We start from the raw sequence: 25911 nt of genomic DNA, 5'->3' as shown, positions 1-25911 counted from the left end.
GCCGTCTGTATCCTTAGTTGTTGGATCTTCAGCTGAACTTGGGTCTTTAACCGTTACCTTAACTGGAACTTCTTCTTTAGATCCATCTGGGTATGTTACAACTACTGTCGCATCTTTTTCACCTGGTGTTGCTGTGTCTACTGGATCTTTGAAGGCTACTTTTGTACCCTTAGGAAGATCTTTTACATTTCCAATTGAATCTTCTGCTTTTGGTGTTGTTCCTTTGTTTACAGTTTGTGGTTTAGCTGTTGGTGTGTTCTTATCTGCATCTGTTGGTGCTGAACTTGGGTCTTTAACCGTTACTTTAACTGGAACTTCTTCTTTAGATCCATCTGGGTATGTTACAACTACTGTCGCATCTTTTTCACCTGGTGTTGCTGTGTCTACTGGATCTTTGAAGGCTACTTTTGTACCCTTAGGAAGATCTTTTACATTTCCAATTGAATCTTCTGCTTTTGGTGTTGTTCCTTTGTTTACAGTTTGTGGTTTACCTGTTGGCGTGTTCTTATCTGCATCTGTTGGTGCTGAACTTGGGTCTTTAACCGTTACTTTAACTGGAACTTCTTCTTTAGATCCATCTGGGTATGTTACAACTACTGTCGCATCTTTTTCACCTGGTGTTGCTGTGTCTACTGGATCTTTGAAGGCTACTTTTGTACCTTTAGGAAGATCTTTTACATTTCCAATTGAATCTTCTGCTTTTGGTGTTGTTCCTTTGTTTACAGTTTGTGGTTTACCTGTTGGTGTGTTCTTATCTGCATCTGTTGGTTTTTTAGTTACAAATTCTGATAATGGTTTTTTATCTTGAGAACCATCTTTATATGTTACAACAAGATTTCCATCAGCATCTTTTTCGATTGATTTAATCTTAGCATCTTTATCAGCTACAGCTTTACCTTTTTTGTCTGCTAAGTTAGCGTCATCGTTGTTTTGAGAGTACTCAAGTTGAAGCTTCTCTTTGATTTTAGCTAAGTCAGCATCTGTTACATTAGCTGGATCTGCTACAGTAACTTTTTCAGTTGGAGTTGCAATATCATATTTTTGAGTTTGTCCCTTAAGCATAACACGGAATGCACCTGGATCAGTTGCAGTTGAACTACCTACTGCTTTATTCTCAATAAATGCACCATCTTTATCCGTTGCAGTTGCATAACGCCATCCTAAAGCCATACCTTCTGGATTTTCTCCTTTAGTTGCTGCTTCTAGTTTGTCTTTTGCTAAACCATCTGTCGCTGCTGGAGTACCTGAATAAGTAATGACTGCTGGGGCTTTTGCTGTCGCTGGAGTCTCAGCATTGATAACATTTGCTTTAAATCCATATTGTGTATTGATAGTATTTGCTTCACCTGCAACAGGATCAAACGCTCTGTTACCACCTTGTCTTACAGTGGCACTTGCAATTTTTCCGCTATCATCTTTGAATTTAATATCGAATGAGTTTTCTTCTCCAGCATATACATAAACTTCTTTAGTATCTTTATTAGAGTAAGGAATCTCTACTGTTGGAGCTACTGCTGTTGTTTCTTTAGTTACAAATTCTGATAATGGTTTTTTATCTTGAGAACCATCTTTATATGTTACAACAAGATTTCCTTTGTCGTCTTTTGTGACTGATTGGATCTTAGCATCTTTATCAGCTACAGCTTGACCTTTTTTGTCTGCCAAGTTAGCATCATCGTTGTTTTGAGAGTACTCAAGTTGAAGCTTCTCTTTGATTTTAGCTAAGTCAGCATCTGTTACGTTAGCTGGATCTGCTACAGTAACTTTTTCAGTTGGTGTTGCAATATCATATTTTTGAGTTTGTCCCTTAAGCATAACACGGAATGCACCTGGATCAGTTGCAGTTGAACTACCTACTGCTTTATTCTCAATAAATGCACCATCTTTATCCGTTGCAGTTGCATAACGCCATCCTAAAGCCATACCTTCTGGATTTTCTCCTTTAGTTGCTGCTTCTAGTTTGTCTTTTGCTAAACCATCTGTCGCTGCTGGAGTACCTGAATAAGTAATAACTGCTGGGGCTTTTTCTGTCGCTGGTGTCTCAGCATTGATAACATTTGCTTTAAATCCATATTGTGTATTGATAGTATTTGCTTCACCTGCAACATCAGCAAACGCTTTGTTACCACCTTGTCTTACAGTAGCACTTGCAATTTTTCCGCTATCATCTTTGAATTTGATATCGAATGAGTTTTCTTCTCCAGCATATACATAAACTTCTTTAGTATCTTTATTAGAGTAAGGAATTTCTACTGTTGGAGCCACTGCTGTTGTTTCTTTTGTTACAAATTCTGACAATGGTTTTTTATCTTGAGAACCATCTTTATATGTTACAACAAGATTTCCTTTGTCATCTTTTGTTACTGATTGGATCTTAGCATCTTTATCAGATACAGCTTTACCTTTTTTATCTGCCAAGTTAGCGTCATCATTGTTTTTAGAGTACTCAAGTTGAAGTTTCTCTTTGATTTTAGCCAGGTCAGCATCTGTTACGTTAGCTGGATCTGCTACAGTAACTTTTTCAGTTGGTGTTGCAATATCATATTTTTGAGTTTGTCCCTTAAGCATAACACGGAATGCACCTGGATCAGTTGCAGTTGAGCTACCTACTGCTTTATTCTCAATAAATGCACCATCTTTATCCGTTGCAGTTGCATAACGCCATCCTAAAGCCATACCTTCTGGATTTTCTCCTTTAGTTGCTGCTTCTAGTTTGTCTTTTGCTAAACCATCTGTCGCTGCTGGAGTACCTGAATAAGTAATGACTGCTGGGGCTTTTTCTGTCGCTGGAGTCTCAGCATTAATAACATTTGCTTTAAATCCATACTGAGTATTGATAGTATTTGCTTCACCTGCAACATCAGCAAACGCTTTGTTACCACCTTGTCTTACAGTAGCACTTGCAATTTTTCCGCTATCATCTTTGAATTTAATATCGAATGAGTTTTCTTCTCCAGCATAAACATAAACTTCCTTAGTATCTTTATTAGAATAAGGAATCTCTACTGTTGGAGCTACTACTGGAGCTGCTGGTGTTGCTGGCGCTGTTGGAGTTGTTGATGCTGAACTTGGGGCTTTAACCGTTACTTTAACTGGAACTTCTTCATTAGATCCATCTGGGTATGTTACAACTACTGTAGCATCTTTTTCACCTGGTGTCGCTGTGTCTACTGGAGCTTTGAAGGCTACTTTTGTACCCTTAGGAAGATCTTTTATATTTCCAATTGAATCTTCTGCTTTTGGTGTTGTTCCTTTGTTTACAGTTTGTGGTTTAGCTGTTGGTGTGTTCTTATCTGCATCTGTTGGTGCTGGATTTACTAGATATGCTGCTGCAATCTTATCTTTTGATCCATCAGGATAAGTGATAGTAAGGTTCCCTTTTTCATCCACACTGTATTGTGAATCTGCTGGAAGACTTGGGTTAGCAGCTTTAACAGAGGCGATAACCTTGTTCTTGTCATCTTCACTAAGATTATTAGAATTTGCAACATCTAATTTTGTACCTGCAACTGGTTCATATTTCTTAGCAGTCTCAAGAACATTTACTATAAGTTCTCTGTATATCGTTGTTGGTTTATCTCGATTCTTCGCATGGAAAATAACACTTGTACTTCCTGCTGGCTGGTCCATTGCAACAGTACCACTATATTTAGCATCACGTTGTCTAATCGTAGCTCCGTTTGAAGCTCCTAGATATCCTCCCGTTGGCTCTACTCCTCTTATAGCTAGTGGATTTTTTTCAACTGAAAATTTCTCTAAAGCTGTAGCTTGAGCTACAACATCAACATCAATTTTATCACCAGGATATACTGTAATCTCTGACCTACTTACCAATAGTCTAGTATCATCATTACCAGTCACACCACCATCCTTAACAGTCACCGGTGATGCTGTAATCGTAATCGGTGTACTCTTAGCTGACTCTTTACCACCTGTTGGTGTTGAAGTCGCTGTAATTTTTCCTGCTGGAAGACTGTTTGTAGGGTGAACAGTTGCTACACCTTGGGCATTAGCTACAGCTTCACCGATCACAACACCATCTGTGTTGTAAAGCTTAACAGTTGAACCTGCTGGTGCTTTAACTGTCACATCAGCTGGTGTACTTGCTTTACCTGCTAAATCATTGACAATTTCTGGAGCGCTAGTCGCTGCACCTGCTGCTGGTTTGTTAGTCGCTGCACCTGGTGCTGGTTTGTTAGTCGCTGCACCTGCCGCTGGTTTGTTAGTTGCTGCATCTGGCGCTGGTGTGCTTGGTTTGGGTGCTTCTGGTTTTGGAGTAACTGGCTTAGCTGGTGCTACTGCTTCTTTTTCAACAATTACTTTTACAGGAACTTCTTTTGTAGATTTATCTGGGTAAGTTACAACTGCTGTTGCTCGTTTTTCACCTGGAGTTCGTGTATCTACTGCATCCTTGTACTTAACTGTTGTTCCTTTTGGAAGAGTGTCTAAGTTTCCAATTGATTTTGTCGCATCTGGTTTTTGACCAACTTTTACAGTTTGATCTTTCGCTGTTGGTGTGGAAACATCAGACTGCCACATTTTTATAGGGTTAGTTGCAATGTTGGCGAAACCTGCATTGGCACCAGCAGTGGCACTACGCATCATACCAAATACAACCTTCATATCTTTCAACTGTTCGTTAGATGTTGTTGCAGGAACTTCAGTTCTAAAACTCCATGCATAGCCATCATAACCTGAACCACCTGTAGTCGAACGATCCACAATCAAACGTTTGTCATTCAAGGCAACATTATCCAATAACTCTTTAGTTCTCGGAGAAGAATTAGATGCCGCACTCTTGAAATATCTGTCCTCCTGACCGGCAAGTTTTTCTATAGAACGACCATAGATACCACTTTCCCAACCAGAAGCCAGAGAAAAGGTATCTTTTTTGTCTAATGGTAATCCAGCAGCTGTAGCTGGTGCTGGATTTTCAAACGTTACAGAACTACTCAATGCTGAACCATCAGGTTTTGTACGTTCAAGTTTTTTAGTTTTAGGATTTAATTTACCTTGGATTGGAGAGTTATATTTTGCACGTGTAATGCTAGTTGGCATATTAACTTCTGCAGGAATTTGGATGAAATTTCGATATACATCTCCTCCATCTGTATTATACGTATTAGATAGATTTTCTGCATGATCATTATAAAAGACAAGCCAATCTAATGAAGTAATCTTCCCACTAGCGTCTTTATTATATTTAACTTTATAATTTGTAACTCTAGAAACTGCATTAACAGCGTCATCTGTAGACGTGGCTTTATTAACATCATTAAGGATATAGGTATCACTATGACCATTTGCGGCTGCATTTGTACCTTCTGAATAGGCAACTTCCGCTCTAAAAGCATTATTCTTATCTAATGCTTTACCGTTACGTGAGTCGTTAGATCCTGTGTTTTCGATTGAGTTAGATTCTGATTTTTTCTCAGTGTTTTCTGCTTTTTTACCTACAGTTGGTTGTCCGTTAGTAGCGTCTACTGCTGGAGTTTCTTTTTTCTCTACAGGTTTGTTTTTTAATTTAGTATTCGCTGTAGTTACTAATTTGCTGTAAGCTTTTGTGATTTCATCTTGAGTTGTTGCGTTTGCTAATGTAGCTTTTGCAGCTTCTAAGTCAGCTTTTAATACCGCAACACTCTCTTCTGTTTTGCTTTCGTATGTTCCGTTAGCTAATTTTGCTTCGATTTCTGCAATGTAGTTTTCAAGTTTAGTTTTGTCTAAAGCTTTAACTTCTTTTGCAGTTTCTCCATCAAGTTTTGCTGCTACAGCTGGTGTTGTAGCAACTTCTGACTTGATTTCTGCTACAGCAGCAGGTGCCTCATAAGTCTTGCCATCTCCGTTCGGTGTAGGGGTAACATCCCCAGTAGTCGAGTTGTTTGCTACAGTAGTTTCTGCTGTGTTTGCATGAACCACTTGAGTAGCTAAGCTAGCTCCGACCGCAAAAACAAGAGAACAACCGAATAGGAAGTGCTTTCCTTTTTTGATCATTCTCCAGTTCTTTTGCTCTGCATTTTTACGATTAAAATACATTACATTGTCTCCTTTTGATTTCTAAAAATAGCATGTAGTACACATACACATACACATACATTCAACATTATAATTTATATAAGCAGATTTGTCAATTATATTAATTATTATTTATTATTTTCCAGTATTTTCAGAATATTTCAGAATTTGAAGCATTTATTATATTATAATATTTCAACAAAAATAAAATCCCCATTTTCTTCAAAACTATGATAAATTCCATTTTTTCGAATACTTATAAAGAGTATATTAACCACACCTGAAGCTAGCTCATCCCTTTTGAGCGTCAAAAACTAGAAAACTATGAAAGTAAAGCTTATCAGATACCAATACTCTTCGAAAATCTCTTCACATCACGTTAGCTTCCATCGGCAACCTCAAAACTAGTGTTTTGAGCAACCTGCAGCTAGCTTCCTAGTTTGCTCCTTCATTTTCATTGAGTATAAACTATGGTCAAGAAAAATTCATTCTCTCTGACCATCTCTTTGAAGCATTACAAGCCGTCTAAAGACTTGCATTTGTGGCTATTCAAAAAGCTCTATACTATCTGGAGTTCAGGAATTCCTGCTACAGATAGTATAGAGCTCAAACAACAGTTACACGAGAGTGACTGCTTTTCTATTCTTGCATAGCGTAACCAACACCACGCACGGTTTTAATGTAGCTTTTCTGACCTTTTACATCCAGCTTGCTACGTAGATAACGGATATAGACATCCACGATATTGGTTTCGGTCGCACTTTCATACTTCCAGACACTTTCCAACAACTGCTCACGAGTCAGAACTTTCTTGCTTCCCATTAGAGTAGCCAAAAGGTCATACTCACGACGAGTCAGAGCAATCATCTCCTCGCCACGATAAACGGTATGATGTTCTACATCCATACGCAGATTGCGGTAAGACGTTGGAACCTTCATCTGACTACAGTGTTGGTCGATGAAGTCCCGACCTCGGAAAATCGCTGAAATACGAGCCACCAAATTCTCAATAATAACTGGCTTATAGATGTAAGAAACGGCAAAGCGTTGGATTGCCTCAATCTGATCTTGCAAGTCTTCGCGATGGTCCAAAACCATGATCACTGAGGCTGGCTTAGTCCGACTCAGCTTGTCTGCAAAATCCTGGGCTGTCATATCCCCCAGTTGAGCATTCAATAAAATCAAGTCATAGTCTGTCTGAAGAGCCATGGAGAGGGCTTTTTGCCCCTCCTCAACCTGATCAACTCGGTATTGCTCTTTTTGGAGTTCCAAACTTAAAAAGTGAGCTAGATTTCGTTCTTTCTCAAGTAATAAAATCCGTTTCCCCATGGCAGACCTACTTATTTTTCGTCATACCAAGAGTAGTGGAATGTTCCTTCTTTGTCTTTACGTTGGTAAGTGTGGGCACCAAAGTAGTCACGTTGCGCTTGGATTAAGTTAGCTGGAAGGTCAGCTGAACGGTAGCTATCAAAGTAAGTAATAGCTGCTGAGAATGTTGGCACTGGTACACCAGCTTGAACAGCGAGAGCTACGATATCACGCACTGCTTGTTGGTACTTAGCAGTAACATCCAAGAAGTACTCATCCAAAAGAAGGTTGGCAAGGTCTGCATCACGGTTGTAAGCATCTGTGATCTTTTGCAAGAAACGAGAACGGATGATACAGCCATCACGCCAGATAGATGCGATATCCGCAAATGGCAAGTTCCAGTTGTTTTCTTTAGAAGCTACACGCAATTGAGCAAAACCTTGTGCATATGAAATGATTTTTGAGAAGTAAAGAGCTTGACGGATTTTTTCAATCAACTCAGCCTTGTCTCCTTCAAATTTGAAGGCAGCTGGTTTTGGAAGAACCTTGCTAGCATGCACACGTTCTTCTTTGTAAGTTGAAATGTAACGTGCAAATACTGACTCAGTGATGAGTGACAATGGTACACCAAGGTCAAGTGATGATTGGCTAGTCCATTTACCAGTTCCCTTGTTACCTGCAGCATCAAGGATGTAGTCTACGATTGGCCCATCTTGACCTTCATCGTCTTTACGGCTCAAGATATCAGCTGTGATTTCGATCAAGTAGCTGTCCAATTCACCCTTGTTCCACTCAGTAAAGATTTCAGCCATATCCTCTGCAGAAAGGCCTAGCAAGTGTTGCATCAAGTCATAGCTTTCTGCGATCAATTGCATGTCACCATACTCAATACCGTTGTGAACCATTTTCACATAGTGACCAGCTCCATCAGGACCGATGTAAGTCACACATGGTTTGCCATCTTCTGGTGCTTTAGCTGAGATTTCTTCAAGAACATCCGCAACCAATTCGTAGGCTTCTTTTTGTCCACCAGGCATGATAGAAGGACCTTCAAGGGCACCTTTTTCACCACCAGAAACCCCAGTGCCGATAAAGTTGATACCTGAGTTTGCCAATTCTTCATTACGACGGATGGTATCTTTGTAGAAAGTATTTCCTCCGTCAATCAAGATATCACCCTTGTCAAGGTGTGGAAGAAGGGCTTGGATAGTAGCATCTGTACCAGGTCCAGCTTGAACCATCAACATGATACGACGAGGTTTTTCGATTGAGTTTACAAAACTTTCAACGTCATAGCTTGGTACAAAGTTCTTTTCAGGATGGCAAGCAATTACATCTTCAGTTTTTTCTTTACTACGGTTGTAAATAGCAACTGTGTAACCACGAGATTCAATATTTAGGGCAAGGTTACGGCCCATTACGGCCATACCTACGACACCAAAGTTAGCTTTTGTCATATGACACTCCTCTTGTTTAATTTGTTTTATTTTATCATTTTTACTTTTGAAAAGAAAGAATTTTGTAACGACTGCTTAATAGTCCAAGGCATCCGCATGTCCAGAACCATTCCCAACAAAGTATCCAGTCTTACAGTTAAGGGTAAATAGATAGGTTCCGTCTGGCTTATAGAGATTGTAATAACCATTGCCATTAACGATATTGACACGTTCGAGGATGTATTGGTTACCAGTGATATAACCACGTGAACGTGAAGTCGCTAAAATTTGTTCCAAAACACCATCCGCGAAATCCCAGGCAGAGTTATTGCTATCATCAACAGCCGATTGATTGAATGGCACACGGCTTGAAGCTCTTTGTAGGTTAACTCCAGAACTTGATAGACCGCCATGACTATCATCACGCGCAGAAACTGAATTGTTTGATGAGGCGCTTGAAGATGGACTGGTGTTACTTGTACTACTCTCTCTAGAAGAATTTGAACTTGCTTGACTAGAGCTTGAACTGCTAGTTTGACTTGAACTTGAGCTAGAAGCACTTGTTTGCTGGCTCTTCCCAAGGCTAATCGCCTTATCTAGCACTTTGTCAATCTCAGTATTCCCTGTTTTAATATCTGTAAATTTAGCATCAGATTTAGCTTTGGCATTGGTATCCAAGACACCATCCACAATAGCTGGTTTCTCAAATTGAGCATTGACATCTTGAATGGCCTTGATTTGCGTTTCTAAGCTGTCATATTTCGATTTAGCAAGCGTATATTCGCGACTACCTTCTAGCTTATCAAGTAAAGTCTTCAGTTGAGTCAGTTTATCAAACTGGCTATTCTTCAAAGCTGTTTTATTGCTATCTGTGTAGAAGGCATCATATAAATTATTAAATTCTTCCGCTTCTGCCTGCGAGTTTGTGGTTGATTGAGAAGTCTGAATTTCCTTGGTCGAACGAGCCACTTGACTATAAACATAATAACCAGTCCCAATAATAATAATTCCTAGGGCAGCTAACAAGCCATAAAGAATCTGTTTCTTAACACTTTGCCCATCTTCACTATCCAACATTGGATACTCTGTTTCGACTGCCTCCTCAGTGTCAAATTCCTCATCAAAAGGAGTTTCTGTCACTTGTGTAGATTCTAAGTCATCAAACTGGATGAAATCATTCTCTACTATCGTAGGCTCAACAGCTGTCTCTTCCCGAATCTCTTGGATAAGATCATCCAAACTCTGCGTTTCGACTAATTCCTCCTTTTTGTATTGGCGAGTCGCAAACTTATCCGCCTCAATTTCATCTTTGTGTTGCTTGACATACTTATCTAAAATGGAGTCCTCAGGCAAGACCCCTGCTTCTACTTCTTCATTTTTACGAATAGCTTGACCAACTGTTAACTCTTTTGCTTCATCAAAATCAAATCGCGGTTCTTGTCCTTCATTTTTATGACGATCCCGTCTTTTCTTAGTCATGAGTTCACCTTCCTACTTTACTTCTTGGCGTTTGACACGCTGCCCAAAATATTGATACAGATCCACTTTCAGGGTTCCGTTATACAGTTTACGCTTCTTGTCCGCTTGGCTACCATACTTGCTTTCAAAGGCTTCATCACTAGTTAGGATAAACTTGCTCCAAGTTTTCAGCGGTGCAAATACTTGACCCATTTCAGCATAAAGCTTGGTCACCCCTGCATCATCTGATAAACGTTCCCCATAAGGCGGATTGGAGATAATCACACCATTGATTTTATCCGAACGTAAATCCTGCACGCGCATCTGCTTAAAGGTAATATCTCCTGCAACACCAGCTGCCTGAGCATTAGCCTTAGCAATCTCCACCATGCGAGCATCAATATCACAACCCATGATATCCAACTCAAGTTCACGATCCACTTTTTGGGCCGCTTCTGTGCGCACTTCTTGAATCAAGCGATCGCTAACCCAGTTCCATTCCTCAAAGGCAAAAGAACGACGAAGTCCTGGTGCCATCTTTCGAGCAATCATGACAGCCTCGATACAGAAAGTCCCCGAACCACAGGTCGGATCAATTAAAGGCTTGTCTGGATACCAGTTAGATAGTTGTAAAATGGCTGCTGCCATATTTTCCTTGATAGGAGCGCCACCCTTTTCGGTACGATAACCACGTTTAAAGAGGCTAGATCCTGTCGTATCAATCATGACAGTTGCCACATCCTTTAGAATAGAAACCTCAATCTTAAACTCTGGGCCATTCTCCATCAGTGGAACACCTTCTGGACGGGCATAGTGTTTCTGCAATTTCTTAACAACAGCTTTCTTAGAAATAGCCTGAACACTCGGTTCATTATGTAGTTTAGATTTAACACATTTGGCTTTTGAAATCGGGAATCGAGCTCCAAGTGGTAAATAATTTTCCCAATCTAAGGCGAATACTCCTTGGAACAGCTCTTCAAAAGTCTTGGCAGGAAAGGTTCCTACGATAATTTTGATACGATCTGCTGCCCGAAGCCAAAGGTTAGTTTCGATAATAGCTCTCACGTCTCCTTGAAAACGAACACGTCCATTTTCAACTTGGCAGTCATAACCCAACTCTCGCACTTCTCTTCCCACTACAGCTTCCAGACCAGCTGCCACAGTTGCAATTAAATTAAATTCTTTTTTCATGTTACAGTCTTGCAAGACCTTTCTATTGTACACTTTAAAAAATGAGGTTGAGAAAATTTTCTCAGCCTCAACCTATATGCAATTTTCTATAAGCCATGTTTTGTTCCAGAAGTGACTAGGACCACTTCCTTCGATAATCATCTGTCTACCACTAGCAGCTCTAGCTGATAGCAGTCAGAGTACTACGTTCGTTTCCGTGCACTCCATGCCCCGACCAAAATTTGGGTTGCTAGCTTGAGGGGTTTACCGCGTTCCACTCTCTCCGTTTCCAGAAAGACTCCGTCACTGTGGCACTTTCAAGCCTACTCTGACCTATCCAAAGACTTAGCCATTTCAACTGCCGTAACGATTTCTCGTTCCTAGGCTTATGTTTTCGCCTAGCACAAACACTACAGGCATCACAGCCTGTGCTAGCATGGACTTTCCTCATGAAAAGCAACTCTCCTCACGCGATTATCCAAAAATTGCACTTTTTAAATAAGCTCTTAAAATCCTGAGTTATCTAAAATTTGTTTACCAAACACTTCTTTTTCAAGACGATTCAAACGTTTTAAAATATCAAAGTTCGTCATAGAACTTGTTGTTGCCGCTTCAAGAGGTTCTGTTTGAACTGGTGAAGGTTTTGGTTTACGAGCTAATTCTTCCTTCAAATCCGCAATTTCCTGACGAAGTGACTTGACCAAGGTAGCATAGGTTTCATAGTCCTTGATGACATCGTCCAAAAACTCATCAACTTCTACCTTACTATACCCACGGACTTCACGTCCAAACTCTTGTTCAAAAATATCTTTCGCCGAAAAAATAATACCTGCCATGTCTCTCTCCATTCTCAGTTGCTAGTATTATTATATAAAAAAAGACAAACAAAAATCAAGGTCAAAGCTTCAATTTTCGGAAAAATTTTCTGCAAGTTCATTTAGCTGATCAAATGTTAGTCTCTTTATAAAATAGTCTTCCTGCTCTTTCATCATTTGGTAAATATAAGCTAGTCTCGTTTCATTTTCCTCATCATAAAAAAGATAAGAACTATTCGTATTTTCCAATAAAAACTGCTGGTAATCTCTTAACTGACCTTTGTGTTCATAACGAGGATAGGCATATTTGACAAAGTCTACCTGCTTAAAGCGACTCAGTTTCATCTGATTACCTTCATTCCAATTTTCCCCATGAGTTTCAAAAGCAAAAATGGTGGCCAAGTGGAAACCGTATTCGGTCTTCATTTCCTGAGCAACCTCTAAAACCCAATATTCAAAGCCCAAAGTTCCGGTAAATACAAGCCAAGTCACCCCATCTTCTGCCATAGCTTCTAAATCCCTACGTATCGCTTTTTTAATCAATTTAAGACGAGGATCCTTGTCCGAAAACAAACCCAAATCAAAAGCAGAATAGCCTAAAACCAAAGCTGTAGTCATTTTTAACCCTTTCTGTGTAAAATTATGGTATAATAGAGTGATGTTATTGTACCAATAAGGAGAATTATGGTCAACTATCCTCATAAAATTTCATCACAAAAAAGACAAACATCGCTTTCTCAACCCCAAAATTTCGCAAATCGAGGAATGTCTTTTGAAAAGATGATTAATGCTACCAACGACTACTATTTGTCTCAGGGCTTGGCTGTTATACACAAGAAACCAACCCCTATTCAAATCGTACGAGTGGACTATCCACAACGAAGTCGTGCCAAGATTGTTGAAGCCTATTTTCGACAAGCTTCAACGACAGACTATTCTGGCGTTTATAAGGGATATTACATCGACTTTGAAGCCAAGGAAACAAAACAAAAATGTGCGATTCCGATGAAAAATTTCCATCCACATCAGATTCAGCATATGGAACAAGTCCTTGCTCAACAAGGAATCTGCTTTGTCCTTCTTCACTTTTCTTCTCAGCAAGAAACCTACTTATTACCGGCATATGATTTGATTCGCTTCTATCATCAAGATAAGGGGCAAAAATCAATGCCACTTGGATACATACGAGAATACGGTTACCAGATAAAACTAGGGGCATTTCCACAAATTCCCTATCTCGATGTCATCAAAGAACATTTACTAGGTGGTAAACAAGATGAATAAATACATTCTTATGCGAATATTAAAGTATACTGGAATCTTTTTCCTAACTCTCTTTATCGCATTATTTCTATTGGGTGGGGGTGTTTTTCTCTATTTTGTAAGTAAAGCTCCAGCACTATCAGATAGTAAATTAGTTGCAACAACTTCGAGCAAGATTTACGACAATAATAACGAACTCATTGCCGATCTGGGCTCTGAACGCCGAGTAAACGCTCAGGCCAACGAAATTCCTACTGACTTAGTCAAAGCCATCGTGTCTATCGAGGACCATCGCTTCTTTGACCACAGAGGGGTAGATACGATTCGGATCATGGGGGCCTTCTTACGTAACTTACAAAGTAACTCTTTACAGGGAGGATCAACCCTAACACAGCAGTTGATTAAGTTGACCTATTTCTCAACATCAACTTCGGATCAAAATATCTCCCGAAAAGCACAAGAGGCATGGTTAGCTGTCCAATTGGAACAAAAAGCTACCAAACAAGAAATCCTTACCTACTACATCAATAAGGTCTATATGTCAAATGGTAACTATGGTATGCAGACAGCAGCCCAAAATTACTACGGAAAAGACTTAAAAGACCTCTCTCTACCTCAATTAGCTTTGCTAGCAGGTATGCCACAGGCACCCAACCAATACGATCCTTACTCTCATCCAGATGCAGCGTTGGACCGTCGTAATTTGGTTCTTTCAGAAATGAGAGGACAAGATTACATTAGTGCTGAACAATATGAAAAAGCTATCAACACACCTATCACTGATGGTTTACAAAGTCTTAAGTCAACTGCTACTTATCCAGCGTATATGGATAACTATCTAAAAGAGGTTATTGAACAAGTAGAGCACGAAACGGGATATAATCTTCTTACTACTGGAATGGAAGTCTACACCAATGTAGACAAGGACATTCAACAAAGACTTTGGGATATCTACAATACAGATGAATATGTCTCTTATCCAGATGATGACCTTCAAGTAGCCTCAACTATCGTAGATACTTCCAATGGTAAAGTCATCGCCCAACTTGGAGCTCGTCACCAAGCAAGCAATGTTTCATTCGGTACTAACCAAGCTGTGGAAACCAACCGTGACTGGGGATCAACCATGAAGCCAATCACTGATTATGCCCCAGCCTTAGAATACGGTGTATATGATTCAACTGCAACTACTGTCCACGATATTCCTTATAACTACCCTGGAACAAGTACCCCTGTCTACAACTGGGATCGAGCATATTTTGGTAACATTACTCTGCAATATGCCCTTCAACAATCTCGTAACGTACCTGCTGTTGAAACACTAAACAAGGTTGGTTTAGATAAAGCTAAAAACTTCCTAAATGGTTTAGGAATCGACTATCCTGTAATGCACTATTCAAATGCTATTTCAAGTAATACAACTGAATCTGGTAAACAGTACGGTGCAAGCAGTGAGAAAATGGCTGCGGCTTACGCTGCATTCGCTAATGGCGGTATCTACCATAAACCAATGTACATCAATAAAATCGTCTTTAGTGATGGTAGCGAAAAAGAATTCTCTGACGCTGGCACAAGAGCTATGAAAGAGTCTACTGCCTATATGATGACAGAAATGATGAAAACAGTCTTAACATCTGGAACAGGTTACAATGCCTACCTTCCTGGAATCCCTCAAGCAGGGAAAACAGGGACTTCCAACTATACAGATGAAGAAATCGAAAATCATATCAAGATGAATCAACTTGTAGCACCTGATGAAATGTTTGTAGGTTATACTCGTAAGTATTCAATGGCCGTTTGGACAGGTTATACCAACCGTCTCACTCCTATTGTAGGTGATGGCCTCACAGTTGCTGCTAGAGTCTATCGTAGCATGATGAGCTACCTTGCGCAAAATAACCATCCTGGAGATTGGACAATGCCTGAGGGACTATATAGAAACGGGCAGTTCGTATTCCTAAACGGAGCAAGAAATACATGGAGTACTCCTGATACACAACAAACACAATCAGAGGTAGAGAATCCCTCTACAACAACTGAAAGTTCAACTACCCAAGTAACACCTACTCCTGGTCAACAATCAAATAATCCTGCTCCAACAAATCCAAATCAGGGACAACCTGGCCAACAAATCCAACAGCAACAGCAACCACAGCCCCCCCAAGTTCAGCAACAACCACAACAGTAAACGAAAATCCTGAGAACTAGAAATTCTCAGGATTTTTATATAGCAGATTGAAATAAAATGTGAACAAATTGATTAGGAAATTCAAACTCTACTCTTCGAAAATCTCTTCAAACCACGTCAGCTTCACCTTGCTATATATATGTGAGTGACTTCGTCAATCTTATCTACAACCTCAAAACAGTTTTTTGAGCAGTCTGCGACTGGATTTCTAGTTTGCTCTTTGATTTTCATTGAGTATAATTTCTAACAATGTTCTAGAAACAATGGTGTAGTATTGTAGACTCAATAGGCTGTATTATTCCAGATTCAACTCCCTCTACTAGAAAGACATATAAAGGAGTCGGCTACAAACCAACTCCTTTACCTTTATTTTACATGTTTTGCAAGGTCTTCTTGCGCTTTTTTATTGGATTCTTCTTTTTCTTTCATCCATTTATCTTGGGCTTTTTGGTATTCATCTACAGTGACTGCCTTATCTTGAAGTTCCAAGTATTTGTATAGGAGTGGATCACTTGTCCCCTTGTTACCAGAGAAGGCAAACGGCATCGTAAATGGTACCATCTTAGACAAAATTGGGCGACCAGTAAGTGTTGTTGTTGGGATAATCAAGGCACTATCTGTCAACCAAGCTTGGGCTGTAGCATATTTATCATATCGTTTTACTACATCTGTTGTCTCATTTCCAGCTTCAGTTACTAATTTCTCATAGTCGTTTAGACCTACAGTTTTAGCTGCAGCATTATCTGTACCAGAATCGAAGCCAAGGTAGGTTTTAGTGTTTTCACCAACTGATGGTTTGATAATATCGAGATAAGTTGATGGATCCGCAAAGTCTGGAGACCAACCAACATTATCTGAAATATCCCAATCTTCCCCAGCTGCTGTTTCAGCAAAGTAGGTAATATTCAAGACTTCATCTTTTTGTAGTTGTTGAATATCAATTACGACATTATCTGTACCCAAGGTTTCTTCAACCGATTGTTTGAAAGATTGAACACGTTGAACTTTTGTAGTTGCTGTCTGGTCAACTGGCATATCCAAATGAATTGGGAAGGTCACGCCTTCTGCCTGTAAAGCTGACTTAGCCTTGGCAAATTCGGCCTTGGCTTTTTCTGGATTGTAGAGACCATCTTGTGCATCAGCCAGATTAACATCCTTCCATTCTTCCCCATAGGTTACTAATTTTTCTTTGACCATATCGCCAAAGTTTTTCCCATCTGCTTGAACAAATGTTGGTGGCACAAAGAGATTACGCAAGATTTTGCTTGCACCACTGGCACCGTTCACTTGTGAAGCATATGCTGTACGATCAAAACCAAAGGCAATAGCCTGACGGAAATCCTTGTTTAAGAGAGCCTTTTTAGTAGATGTCTTTTGTTCGTCGCTAGTCTTAGAAGTATATTTATAGGACTGACGATCAATATTTGTTCCTACTAGATACGTAGTCGAGTCTTGTTGAGTATAGACAATATTGTCTTTCATACTCTTCTCAAGCTCTGCGAAACTTGCACTTGTTGGATAGAGACGAGCTGCTGTAAAGCTTCCATCCTTAAAGTTTTCTGCTGGTTTGCTGGTATCTTGACCATCCCAGAATGACAATTTAATCTTGTCAACATGAACATTGTCCTTATCCCAGTAGTTAGGATTTTTCGCAAATTCAACGGAAGATTTAGCCACAAGAGATTTTAACAAATAAGGACCATTATACAAGATACTGCTTGGATCCGTAGCTTTGGCAAAATCATCCCCTTTTGAGTTCAAAAACTCTTCATTGACTGGCGCAAGTACACCCATAGTTGTTTTAGAATTCCAAAAAGTTTCAGGTTTGTTCAAGGTGTATTGGACTGTTTGATCGTCAAGGGCTTTAATCCCGACTTGAGCAAAGTCTGTGGTCTCACCTTTTGCATAGGCATCTAGACCTTTGATTGAATCTTGTACCAAGTAAAGGGCTTGTGATTTCTTATCTGTTGCATATTTAAGACCTGTCACAAAGTCCTGTGCCTTAACAGGAGCATACTCTTCACCTTCTGCAGTATACCACTTGGCATCCTGACGAATCTTATAAGTATAAGTCAAGCCATCCTTAGAAACTGACCAGTCTTCTGCCATAGAGGGAATAAGATTCCCATAGCGGTCATTTTCAAGTAATCCATCAATGACATTACTAGTAATGTTTGAAGTAGCTGCCTTACTGGTTGTTAAATAGTTAAGATTATCTGGATCTGTCTCGTAGGTAAATGCAAAGGTCTGCTCACCTTTAGTAGCTGAACCACCAGAACAAGCCGCTAAGACACCAGCTGCTAATAAAGTGACTCCCGCAAGAGCCAATACTTTTCTTGTTTTCATAGTCTTCTCCTTTGTTTTTCTATCCATTATAGACCCTTTTTAAAGTCCTGTCAATATAATTTTCTGAATTTTAGAAAATTATTTTTTAAACAAAAACTTTGCAAAAATATGAATATTATCAAAAATCCCTCAACTACATCACATAGTCAAGGAATTTTTAATACTTTTATAAATGAGAACTGGTGATCAATTTTACTTATTTAATCTAACTCATTTCTTACACACTGTAAAGCTGCTCCAATTACTTGGTGCATATCGTAATAACGATAGTGTCCTAAACGACCACCAAAGATAACATTCCCTTGCTCATCGGCCAATTTTTTATACGATTTATACAAATGATTATTACGATCATTATTAACTGGATAATAAGGCTCATCACCTTTTTCCCATGTTTTGGAATGTTCTTTAGTAATGATAGTCTTTGCTTGACTCCCAAACTCAAAATGTTTGTGTTCAATAATGCGAGTATATGGGGTATCAGCATCCGTATAGTTCACAACTGCATTTCCTTGGTAATTTTCCATATCCAGGGTCTCATTTTCAAAACGAAGACTACGATACTCTAGTTCACCCAACTTATAATCGAAGAATTCATCAATCATACCGGTAAAGACAATCTTAGGGAAGTCCTTCATATATTGCTCTTTATTCGCAAAGAAATCAACATTTGTTTCTACATCAATGTTTTCATGATCCAACATTTTTTCAACTATCTGAGTATAACCACCAATTGGAATTCCTTGATAGGTATCGTTAAAATAGTTGTTATCATAGGTCAGGCGTACTGGCAAACGGCGAATGATAAAGGCTGGAAGTTCCGTAGTTGGCTTGCCCCACTGTTTCTCTGTATAGTCCTTGATTAATTTTTCGTAGATGTCTGTACCTACAAGAGATATCGCCTGTTCTTCCAAATTTTCAGGAGTTTTACCATTTAAAACCGCACGTTGCTCATCAATCTTAGCTTGTGCTTCTGCTGGCGTTACAACTCCCCAAAGTTTATTGAAAGTATTCATATTGAAAGGAAGGTTATAAATCTCTCCCTTATAATTTGCAACTGGGGAGTTTGTGTAACGGTTAAACTCTGCAAACTGATTTACATAATCCCAGATTTCCTTATCCGAAGTATGGAATATATGAGCACCATATTGATGAACTTGAATTCCTTCCTCTTCACGAGTATAGATATTACCCGCGATATGATTTCGTTTTTCAATGACTTTTACTTTTTTTCCTTTTAAGGCTGATTCATGGGCAAAAACTGCACCAAAAAGACCAGCACCAACAACAAGATAATCGTACATATACTCCTCGCCATTAAAATTCTTTTACTGATTATTTTTTAGGCCATTAGATAATATTTTATTTCAAAAATATCCTTATTTTCTATTTAGTTGTATTATTCCTTCATTAAAGAATTTTATATAATCAAAAAGATCAATATCTCTTTTTCCTACTAGTTTATTTCTATATCCTAGTAGATTTTTCACTTGTATTTTACCATTAATTGTTTCATTAGTTTTTGGAATATGTATGGCAGATTTTATTTCTGGCATCTCCTTACTTACGAACACAACTTTATTTTTATAGGATAAATTATCAAATTCCAATATATCTTCATATGTACATCCATCCCGCTCTATCATGAAAATAAATAGATTGTCGAAGTTTACCCTTCTCTTTCTTTCATTCCATTTATCTTTCAATTCTGAAAAATTTCTATAATGTGATCCATGTATCTCTATATCATTACATAAAGCGATAGGATAACTACCTGCCCATTGTTTCTCCACTAGTGGTTGTTCAAAATAGAAAGGTAAATTCTTACAAAACTTAACAAATGAGCTGGGTTCTATAAACAAGTTTACTGTTGGAGACATAAACTTAAGGCCTAATTTATGACTTATTACACCTCCAAGACAGTTAGAGCTTATGATCGTAAAGTCAGAATTTTTTAAATCTAATCTTTTCTTCTTAATCATATTAAATTCTAATGCTTTTAAAAAATATTTTATCATACTATTCTTAACTCCATATAAATCTTATAAAACAAATAATATAATTTAATATTAACAAACAGTCAAAACTAATTTCATGTTATTCTTACCTCTACAGTAAATTAATATTTTTCTCATTCATATAATTTCTAAGTACTAATAAACCTTCATCATTATAATGCAATCCCTCACTTGTATATTCATATTTCAAATGATAATCTTCAGAAAATTCTTTGTTTATATCGATTAACCTTATTTTGTTCTCTCTTGTAAAGTCTTCTAACCATTCATTTAACTCTCTAACTATTTCGTTATCTACACTATGCATACCCGATTATTGTTAGAGTTAGTTCTATATTTCTTTTATCTGTTTCTAATAATAATTTTTTGTCATTCTCTTTTATTAGACTAGAAAAATCATTCTATTGCTTATCTTACTTCTTGTTTGTAAAATTCTTTCAAGGCATCTTGCCAAGTTGGAATGACAAATCCAGTAGCTTTAGCTTTAGAAAGGCTCATTGTTGAGTTTAACGGACGTTTAGCTTTTGCTGGAAATTGACTTGAATCTACTGGCTTGATTTCCACATCTGTATCTTTCAAAATTTCAACTGCAAAATCATACCAAGTTGTGTCTTCTGTAGCATCATTTGACAAATGATAATAACCAAATTCCTTGCGGTTTTCAGCCAGGTAGGTCATGAACTCAGCCAAGGTACGAGTCCAAGTCGGACGACCGTGCTGGTCATTTACAACTGTTAAAGTCTTATGATTTTTCGCAAGATTTTGCATGGTAAAAACGAAATTTTTGCCATAATTTCCAAATACCCAGGCAGTACGGATAATATAGAAATTAGACACATGCTTCTCAACTAACTCTTCTCCCATACGCTTAGTGCGTCCATATTCTGTCTGTGGATCTGGTCGGTCATCAACTTCCCACTCTTGTCCAACTGGTTTTCTACCATCAAAGACATAGTCGGTAGAAATATAAACTAGAGTTGCACCATGCTTTTCAGATGCTTTTGCGACATTCTCTGTCCCCGTCACATTGATGGCGAAGTCCAATTCTTTCCCTTCATCCTCTGCTGCATCAACAGCGGTGTAGGCTGCACAATGGTAGACTAAAGTCGGTTTCACCTCTTCAAAAACTTTCTCAACCATCTCTGCATTGGTAATGTCCATCTCATCCACATCTACTGCTACGTATTCTTCATTACGCTCATCCAATAAATAACGAAGTTCAGTTCCTAACTGACCTTTTGATCCTGTAATTAAAATCATCTCTATACCTCTCTAATTTGTAACTCTTCTCAATATAGCAATAAAAAGTAGCTATTTCCAGCTTTTTATAATTTAATAATCTACTGATTCTTAGCATAATTGGCTTCAACAGCTTCTTTCCCTACTTTCCACCATTCTTGCTTATCTGTATACCACTTGATTATTTCCTTTAGCCCAGCTTCAAAGTTGGTAAATTCAGGTTTCCACACCAACTCATCACGGAGCTTGCTTGCGTCAATCGCATAGCGGAGTTCATGGTCTCCACGGTCAGTAACCTGATCATAGGCAGGTTCTACTATTCCCTTTATAATAAGTTATAAAATTTACTAAATTTATTATAATTCTTCTTTTAATAAATTTAACGTCAAAATTCTCAAATTATCTGAATTATTAGGATACTGTCTAATTGTTGTAAAGCCTTTATCTAATAAAAGAATAGGCCTAATAGAATAATCTTTATATTTACTTTTCACAAAATCTACTTTTTTCTGAAGTTGTTCTCTATACTTTCCATGGAGGTGAGTTATTCTATTTCTATATGACAAAAAATCTGATGGAAGCTGTAATACTTTACACTCAATAACATAGATAATTCGTTTAGCTTCACTTATTGCTAAACAATCAATTTCTCCTGTATTTTGATTTCGAAAATCATCATTCGCAATTTCTTTAGTCACTAATCCTGTTTCTGTATATATTTGCCAAGCTCCGCTGTTAGTAACACTACCAGATTGATACCCAGAATTACACAATAATTTAATAACTTCTATTTCAAATGGTTTTGAATATATAATCTGAAATAACTCCTCATCTTTTTCAGGTATTGTTCCTGTTGTATTCATTTTAAAAATAAATGATTCAATATAATTATTAAGAGAATCAAACATATTATAACATGATATAAAACAATATTTCTCATTAAATAATGGGATTAAAGGTCTTGAGACAATTTTATTTGGATTTCCTAAATAGTCAATATCTATAAAATCTCTAGTTAACATTAAATTATTTTTAAAGTTTGAATCATAAGTGTACTGAGAAGTAATTCTCTCAAATTCACTCATACTTAAGTAAAATATCCCACCATTATTTTGTTGCTGGACAAAGGAATTAGTAAACAAATTCAATCTTATTTTGAACCCCTTCCAAAAATTTGTATATCTAGTATCATCAACTCCTTTGAAATGTTCAAAAAAAGTTCCTTTAAAATAATCAATATTATTTGGTTCTGCTCCATCGAATATTTTATTTATAGAATCGATGTATTTTCCAGGATCATCAAAAAATAAATTATTATTTATTCCTGTAGACCTTTGTCCATCACCATATGTAACTTCTGGAAAGATATAGTTATTCTGTAAAAATTTTCTAGAAGTTTCGTCCAATTCTACCTCCATTTCAGATAAATAAAGAACTATTTGCAAATCATTTTTCTCACCTGAAAATAACCACTGATAGTGAACAAGTTTTGAATACTTAATCATCTTTTTTAATAAAACAAAAAAAGATCTCTCTAGTACACAAGTATTGCTTAAAAGAGTTTTGTCTCCCTCCGACCATATAATAGCAATCAGATTTTTTAATGCGATACCCTTATCTTTCAAATGTTTCCAATTATCATCAAAATAAATTTTATCTAGAGCTTTGAGAAGTATAGGTATAATGAAATTTATATTGACTCCTTTAGAAAGAAAAATAATATCTTTTTTGAGTTTGTCCATCTCTTCTAAAATATCATCTTTGCTTTTTAAAATGACATACTCAGATGAGGCATCGTTTTTTAGCTCTAACTCCTGTAGAAGATAACTCACATTACTGTACAAATTATCCATACCAATCTTTATCGCTTTTTCTATTGATTTCATCTTTGCTTTTGCCGAATTTCGAATACGTTTTTTCTTCAACTTCATATACTTTTTCCCTTTCAATCGATTAACAACTCTTCCCAATATAGCAATAAAAAGCAGTTATTTCCTGCTTTTTATAATGTAATAATCTCCTGAGTCTTAGCATAATTGGCTTCAACAGCTTCTTTCTCTGCTTGCCACCATTCTTGGTTATCCATGTACCATTTGATAGTTTCTTTGAGTCCTGCTTCAAAGTTGGTAAATTCAGGTTTCCACCCCAACTCATCACGGAGCTTGCTTGCATCAATCGCATAGCGAAGATCATGCCCTGCACGGTCAGTTACATGATCATAAGCGTCAACAGGTTGTCCCATTTCCTTAAGGATGAGTTCCAAAACTTCCTTGTTGTTCTTCTCGCCATCAGCCCCAATCAAGTAGGTTTCACCAATTTTCCCTTTTGTCAAGATTGTCCAAACACCTGAAGAATGATCATTAGTATGAATCCAGTCACGAACGTTCTTACCTTCACCGTAAAGTTTTGGCTTGATTCCACTTAGAATGTTGGTAATCTGACGTGGGATGAATTTTTCAATGTGTTGATAAGGACCGTAGTTATTTGAACAGTTGGAAATCGTTGCCTTGACACCAAATGATCGTACCCAGGCTTTGACAATCAAGTCTGAAGCAGCCTTGGTTGATGAGTACGGAGAACTTGGGTTGTATTTTGTTTCAGCAGTAAATTTCTCACCTGGTCCTTCACCATGACCTGGCAAATCCTCGCGTAGAGGGAGATCACCATAAACCTCGTCTGTAGATACATGGTGGAAACGAAGATCGTATTTACGTGCTGCTTCTAACAGAGTATAGGTTCCGATGAAATTTGTATGGATAAATGGTGATGGATCATTGAGTGAATTATCATTGTGGCTTTCCGCCGCATAATGAACGATAGCATCTGCTTGAGCAACCAACTTGTCTACCAACTCTGCATCCGCAATGTCACCAACAACTAACTCAACACGATCACCCAAAATTTCCTCAATATTAGAACGGTTCCCAGCATAAGTCAACTTGTCTAATACTGTTACGTGAACATCTGGAAAGTTCTCGTAAACATAGTGGACAAAGTTAGAACCGATAAAACCAGCTCCACCTGTCACGATAATATTTTTGTATTCAGTCATATTCTTTCCTTTTTACAAATCTTCTTTTTTCAAAGGTTTTACATCCTTAAGTAGTGGATGATTTTTATCTGCTTCTGAAACCTCTGCTTCTGCAAGATTTTCCCATTCAATGCCAAGGCTTGGATCAGCATAGTTCACAAAGGCATACTTGGGTTTGAGTTCAAGAGCCCAGTAGTCATTGACCAGATAACTATAAGAAACTGTATCTGATAGGACTTGAAAACCATTGGCCACGCCTCTAGGAACAAAAATTCCCTTGCTAGCATCAATAACTGTCTGATAGGTATTTCCGAAGGTTTCTCCTTCACGTAGATCAACCCAAGAACCCAGAACTTTCCCTCCATCTGCTACAGAGATGTACTTATCCCATGGTTCTGCATGCAAGCCACGGAGAACATTTTTGCGTGAGAAGGATACATTGTTTTGCAATTTTCCTTCTGCAAAGAAAGACTCTGGAAATCCAAGTGGCAGCATTTTTTCCTTTTGGAAATTTTCTTTAAACCAGCCACGGTTGTCTCCATGCACAGGGATATCAAACTCCAGCATACCTGGGATTGCATCAACCTTGTGTGCTGCAAGTGTCTTGCCGAAAAATTTATCTGTCATCTATGCTTCTCCTATCAAACGGAGCAGATACTGCCCGTATTCATTTTTCTTAAGTGGTTGGGCTAAGGCCAACACATCTTCGCGACTGATATAGCCCATGCGGTAAGCAATTTCTTCCAAGTTTGCTACCTGAACATTTTGCATACGTTGAACTGTTTCGATATACTGTGAAGCCTCTAGTAAACTTTCATGAGTTCCAGTATCTAGCCAAGCAAAGCCACGTCCCATAACCTCAACGGATAAATCTCCACGATCTAGGTAAGCCTTATTTACATCTGTAATTTCCAGTTCACCACGAGGACTTGGTTTAATACTCTTAGCAATTTCAACTACATCATTATCATAAAAATAGAGTCCTGTAACTGCATAGTTTGAACGAGGGTTTTCTGGCTTTTCTTCTATAGAAATAGCGTTCATATCCTTGTCAAACTCAACTACACCAAAGCGCTCTGGATCCTTCACATGGTAGCCAAAAACAGTTGCTCCCGACTCCTTACTTGCTGCCTTTTGTAGCATCTTAGAAAGACCAGGCCCATGGTAGATATTGTCACCTAAGATTAGCGCAACGCTATCATCACCAATAAACTCTTCCCCAATGATAAATGCTTGTGCCAAACCATCTGGACTTGGTTGCTCTGCATAAGAAAGTTTGATCCCAAACTCAGATCCGTCTTGAAGAAGCTCTTTGAATCGATGTAAATCCTGTGGAGTTGAGATAATCAAAATATCCCTAATCCCAGCCAACATCAATGTTGAAAGTGGGTAGTAAATCATTGGTTTATCATAAACCGGCATAAGTTGTTTTGATGCAGCTCGGGTCAAAGGATATAAACGTGTCCCCGAGCCACCTGCTAGAATAATACCTTTCATAAAAGGGGTACCTTTCTTTGTTGTTTTAGAGTCAATTACTATTAATTGTGTACTGCTCTAAAAGAAAAACAATCATCACATTTTTTCATATTATTATCTAAAAAATACAGAAAAACTCTTCTTTATCTAT

17 protein-coding genes, 1 other RNA gene and 1 pseudogene are annotated in these 25911 nt (G+C 38.1%); 2 read left to right on the top strand and 17 right to left on the bottom strand.

Annotation, left to right across the window (positions count from 1 at the left end):
- The 8 genes from HT717_RS10030 to HT717_RS02205 form a co-directional block, all read right to left on the bottom strand.
- A partial coding sequence (locus tag HT717_RS10030; protein WP_275690465.1) for a Rib/alpha-like domain-containing protein occupies positions 1-6033 on the bottom strand: 6033 nt, incomplete at its 3' end.
- A gap of 618 nt (positions 6034-6651) precedes the next feature.
- On the bottom strand, positions 6652-7341 hold the full coding sequence (locus HT717_RS02235) for a response regulator transcription factor (RefSeq protein WP_153226755.1): 690 nt from the start codon (positions 7339-7341) through the stop codon (positions 6652-6654).
- An 11-nt stretch (positions 7342-7352) separates the two neighbouring features.
- On the bottom strand, positions 7353-8777 hold the full coding sequence (gene gndA, locus HT717_RS02230; protein ID WP_000158778.1) for an NADP-dependent phosphogluconate dehydrogenase: 1425 nt from the start codon (positions 8775-8777) through the stop codon (positions 7353-7355).
- Between the two features lie 75 nt (positions 8778-8852).
- Positions 8853-10235: a cell division site-positioning protein MapZ family protein gene (locus HT717_RS02225; RefSeq protein WP_173304276.1), complete on the bottom strand. Its 1383-nt coding sequence runs from the start codon at positions 10233-10235 to the stop codon at positions 8853-8855.
- Between the two features lie 12 nt (positions 10236-10247).
- Positions 10248-11405 (bottom strand): class I SAM-dependent RNA methyltransferase, encoded by a 1158-nt coding sequence (locus HT717_RS02220; RefSeq protein ID WP_000711399.1) that lies wholly within the window; start codon positions 11403-11405, stop codon positions 10248-10250.
- A gap of 84 nt (positions 11406-11489) precedes the next feature.
- An RNA gene (rnpB, locus tag HT717_RS02215) (RNase P RNA component class B) lies at positions 11490-11870 on the bottom strand.
- A gap of 20 nt (positions 11871-11890) precedes the next feature.
- Positions 11891-12220 (bottom strand): cell division regulator GpsB, encoded by a 330-nt coding sequence (gene gpsB / locus HT717_RS02210; RefSeq protein ID WP_000907309.1) that lies wholly within the window; start codon positions 12218-12220, stop codon positions 11891-11893.
- Positions 12221-12289: 69 nt separating this feature from the next.
- The gene (locus tag HT717_RS02205; protein WP_033680686.1) at positions 12290-12817 is read right to left on the bottom strand and encodes a DUF1273 domain-containing protein; all 528 of its coding nucleotides are present in this window, start codon (positions 12815-12817) and stop codon (positions 12290-12292) included.
- A 66-nt stretch (positions 12818-12883) separates the two neighbouring features.
- Between HT717_RS02205 and recU the strand changes: the two genes are divergently transcribed.
- Both recU and pbp1a read left to right on the top strand, forming a co-directional pair.
- The gene (gene recU, locus HT717_RS02200; protein ID WP_033680687.1) at positions 12884-13483 is read left to right on the top strand and encodes a Holliday junction resolvase RecU; all 600 of its coding nucleotides are present in this window, start codon (positions 12884-12886) and stop codon (positions 13481-13483) included.
- On the top strand, positions 13476-15650 hold the full coding sequence (gene pbp1a, locus HT717_RS02195; RefSeq protein ID WP_173304274.1) for a penicillin-binding protein PBP1A: 2175 nt from the start codon (positions 13476-13478) through the stop codon (positions 15648-15650). Before recU ends, pbp1a begins: the two co-directional genes overlap by 8 nt.
- Positions 15651-16016: 366 nt before the next feature.
- Here pbp1a and HT717_RS02190 read toward each other — a convergent pair whose 3' ends face one another.
- From HT717_RS02190 to rfbA, 9 genes and pseudogenes are all read right to left on the bottom strand, one after another.
- Positions 16017-17996, bottom strand: a complete 1980-nt coding sequence (locus HT717_RS02190) for a peptide ABC transporter substrate-binding protein (RefSeq protein WP_101785382.1) — start codon at positions 17994-17996, stop codon at positions 16017-16019.
- A gap of 200 nt (positions 17997-18196) precedes the next feature.
- Entirely contained in the window at positions 18197-19300 is a 1104-nt protein-coding gene (gene glf / locus HT717_RS02185) for a UDP-galactopyranose mutase (RefSeq protein WP_101785384.1), read from the bottom strand.
- 75 nt (positions 19301-19375) lie between these two features.
- Complete coding sequence (locus HT717_RS02180) at positions 19376-20014, bottom strand: DUF1919 domain-containing protein (protein WP_033680690.1); 639 nt, start codon at positions 20012-20014, stop codon at positions 19376-19378.
- Between the two features lie 408 nt (positions 20015-20422).
- Complete coding sequence (gene rfbD, locus HT717_RS02170) at positions 20423-21274, bottom strand: dTDP-4-dehydrorhamnose reductase (protein WP_033680692.1); 852 nt, start codon at positions 21272-21274, stop codon at positions 20423-20425.
- Positions 21275-21354: 80 nt separating this feature from the next.
- A pseudogene (locus HT717_RS02165) lies at positions 21355-21561 on the bottom strand (dTDP-glucose 4,6-dehydratase); the annotation flags it as partial.
- A 48-nt stretch (positions 21562-21609) separates the two neighbouring features.
- Positions 21610-23184 (bottom strand): hypothetical protein, encoded by a 1575-nt coding sequence (locus HT717_RS02160; RefSeq protein ID WP_101781619.1) that lies wholly within the window; start codon positions 23182-23184, stop codon positions 21610-21612.
- 71 nt (positions 23185-23255) lie between these two features.
- Positions 23256-24305: a dTDP-glucose 4,6-dehydratase gene (rfbB, locus tag HT717_RS02155; RefSeq protein ID WP_033680695.1), complete on the bottom strand. Its 1050-nt coding sequence runs from the start codon at positions 24303-24305 to the stop codon at positions 23256-23258.
- A 12-nt stretch (positions 24306-24317) separates the two neighbouring features.
- Positions 24318-24911: a dTDP-4-dehydrorhamnose 3,5-epimerase family protein gene (locus HT717_RS02150; protein ID WP_033680696.1), complete on the bottom strand. Its 594-nt coding sequence runs from the start codon at positions 24909-24911 to the stop codon at positions 24318-24320.
- Entirely contained in the window at positions 24912-25781 is an 870-nt protein-coding gene (gene rfbA, locus HT717_RS02145; RefSeq protein WP_033680697.1) for a glucose-1-phosphate thymidylyltransferase RfbA, read from the bottom strand.
- Positions 25782-25911: the final 130 nt, after the last annotated feature.

This window comes from Streptococcus sp. 959 (genome assembly GCF_013277075.1).
GTDB classification, from domain to species: Bacteria; Bacillota; Bacilli; order Lactobacillales; family Streptococcaceae; genus Streptococcus; species Streptococcus pseudopneumoniae_C.
This window is presented reverse-complemented; position numbering and strand designations above follow the sequence as displayed.

What these genes read in the sequence shown, in the direction of transcription:
- HT717_RS02235 (WP_153226755.1), bottom strand. Translation starts at nt 7,341, where the DNA reads ATGGGGAAACGGATTTTATTACTTGAGAAAGAACGAAATCTAGCTCAC.
- gndA (WP_000158778.1), bottom strand. Translation starts at nt 8,777, where the DNA reads ATGACAAAAGCTAACTTTGGTGTCGTAGGTATGGCCGTAATGGGCCGT.
- HT717_RS02225 (WP_173304276.1), bottom strand. Translation starts at nt 10,235, where the DNA reads ATGACTAAGAAAAGACGGGATCGTCATAAAAATGAAGGACAAGAACCG.
- HT717_RS02220 (WP_000711399.1), bottom strand. Translation starts at nt 11,405, where the DNA reads ATGAAAAAAGAATTTAATTTAATTGCAACTGTGGCAGCTGGTCTGGAA.
- gpsB (WP_000907309.1), bottom strand. Translation starts at nt 12,220, where the DNA reads ATGGCAGGTATTATTTTTTCGGCGAAAGATATTTTTGAACAAGAGTTT.
- HT717_RS02205 (WP_033680686.1), bottom strand. Translation starts at nt 12,817, where the DNA reads ATGACTACAGCTTTGGTTTTAGGCTATTCTGCTTTTGATTTGGGTTTG.
- recU (WP_033680687.1), top strand. Translation starts at nt 12,884, where the DNA reads ATGGTCAACTATCCTCATAAAATTTCATCACAAAAAAGACAAACATCG.
- pbp1a (WP_173304274.1), top strand. Translation starts at nt 13,476, where the DNA reads ATGAATAAATACATTCTTATGCGAATATTAAAGTATACTGGAATCTTT.
- HT717_RS02190 (WP_101785382.1), bottom strand. Translation starts at nt 17,996, where the DNA reads ATGAAAACAAGAAAAGTATTGGCTCTTGCGGGAGTCACTTTATTAGCA.
- glf (WP_101785384.1), bottom strand. Translation starts at nt 19,300, where the DNA reads ATGTACGATTATCTTGTTGTTGGTGCTGGTCTTTTTGGTGCAGTTTTT.
- HT717_RS02180 (WP_033680690.1), bottom strand. Translation starts at nt 20,014, where the DNA reads ATGATAAAATATTTTTTAAAAGCATTAGAATTTAATATGATTAAGAAG.
- rfbD (WP_033680692.1), bottom strand. Translation starts at nt 21,274, where the DNA reads ATGATTTTAATTACAGGATCAAAAGGTCAGTTAGGAACTGAACTTCGT.
- HT717_RS02160 (WP_101781619.1), bottom strand. Translation starts at nt 23,184, where the DNA reads ATGAAGTTGAAGAAAAAACGTATTCGAAATTCGGCAAAAGCAAAGATG.
- rfbB (WP_033680695.1), bottom strand. Translation starts at nt 24,305, where the DNA reads ATGACTGAATACAAAAATATTATCGTGACAGGTGGAGCTGGTTTTATC.
- HT717_RS02150 (WP_033680696.1), bottom strand. Translation starts at nt 24,911, where the DNA reads ATGACAGATAAATTTTTCGGCAAGACACTTGCAGCACACAAGGTTGAT.
- rfbA (WP_033680697.1), bottom strand. Translation starts at nt 25,781, where the DNA reads ATGAAAGGTATTATTCTAGCAGGTGGCTCGGGGACACGTTTATATCCT.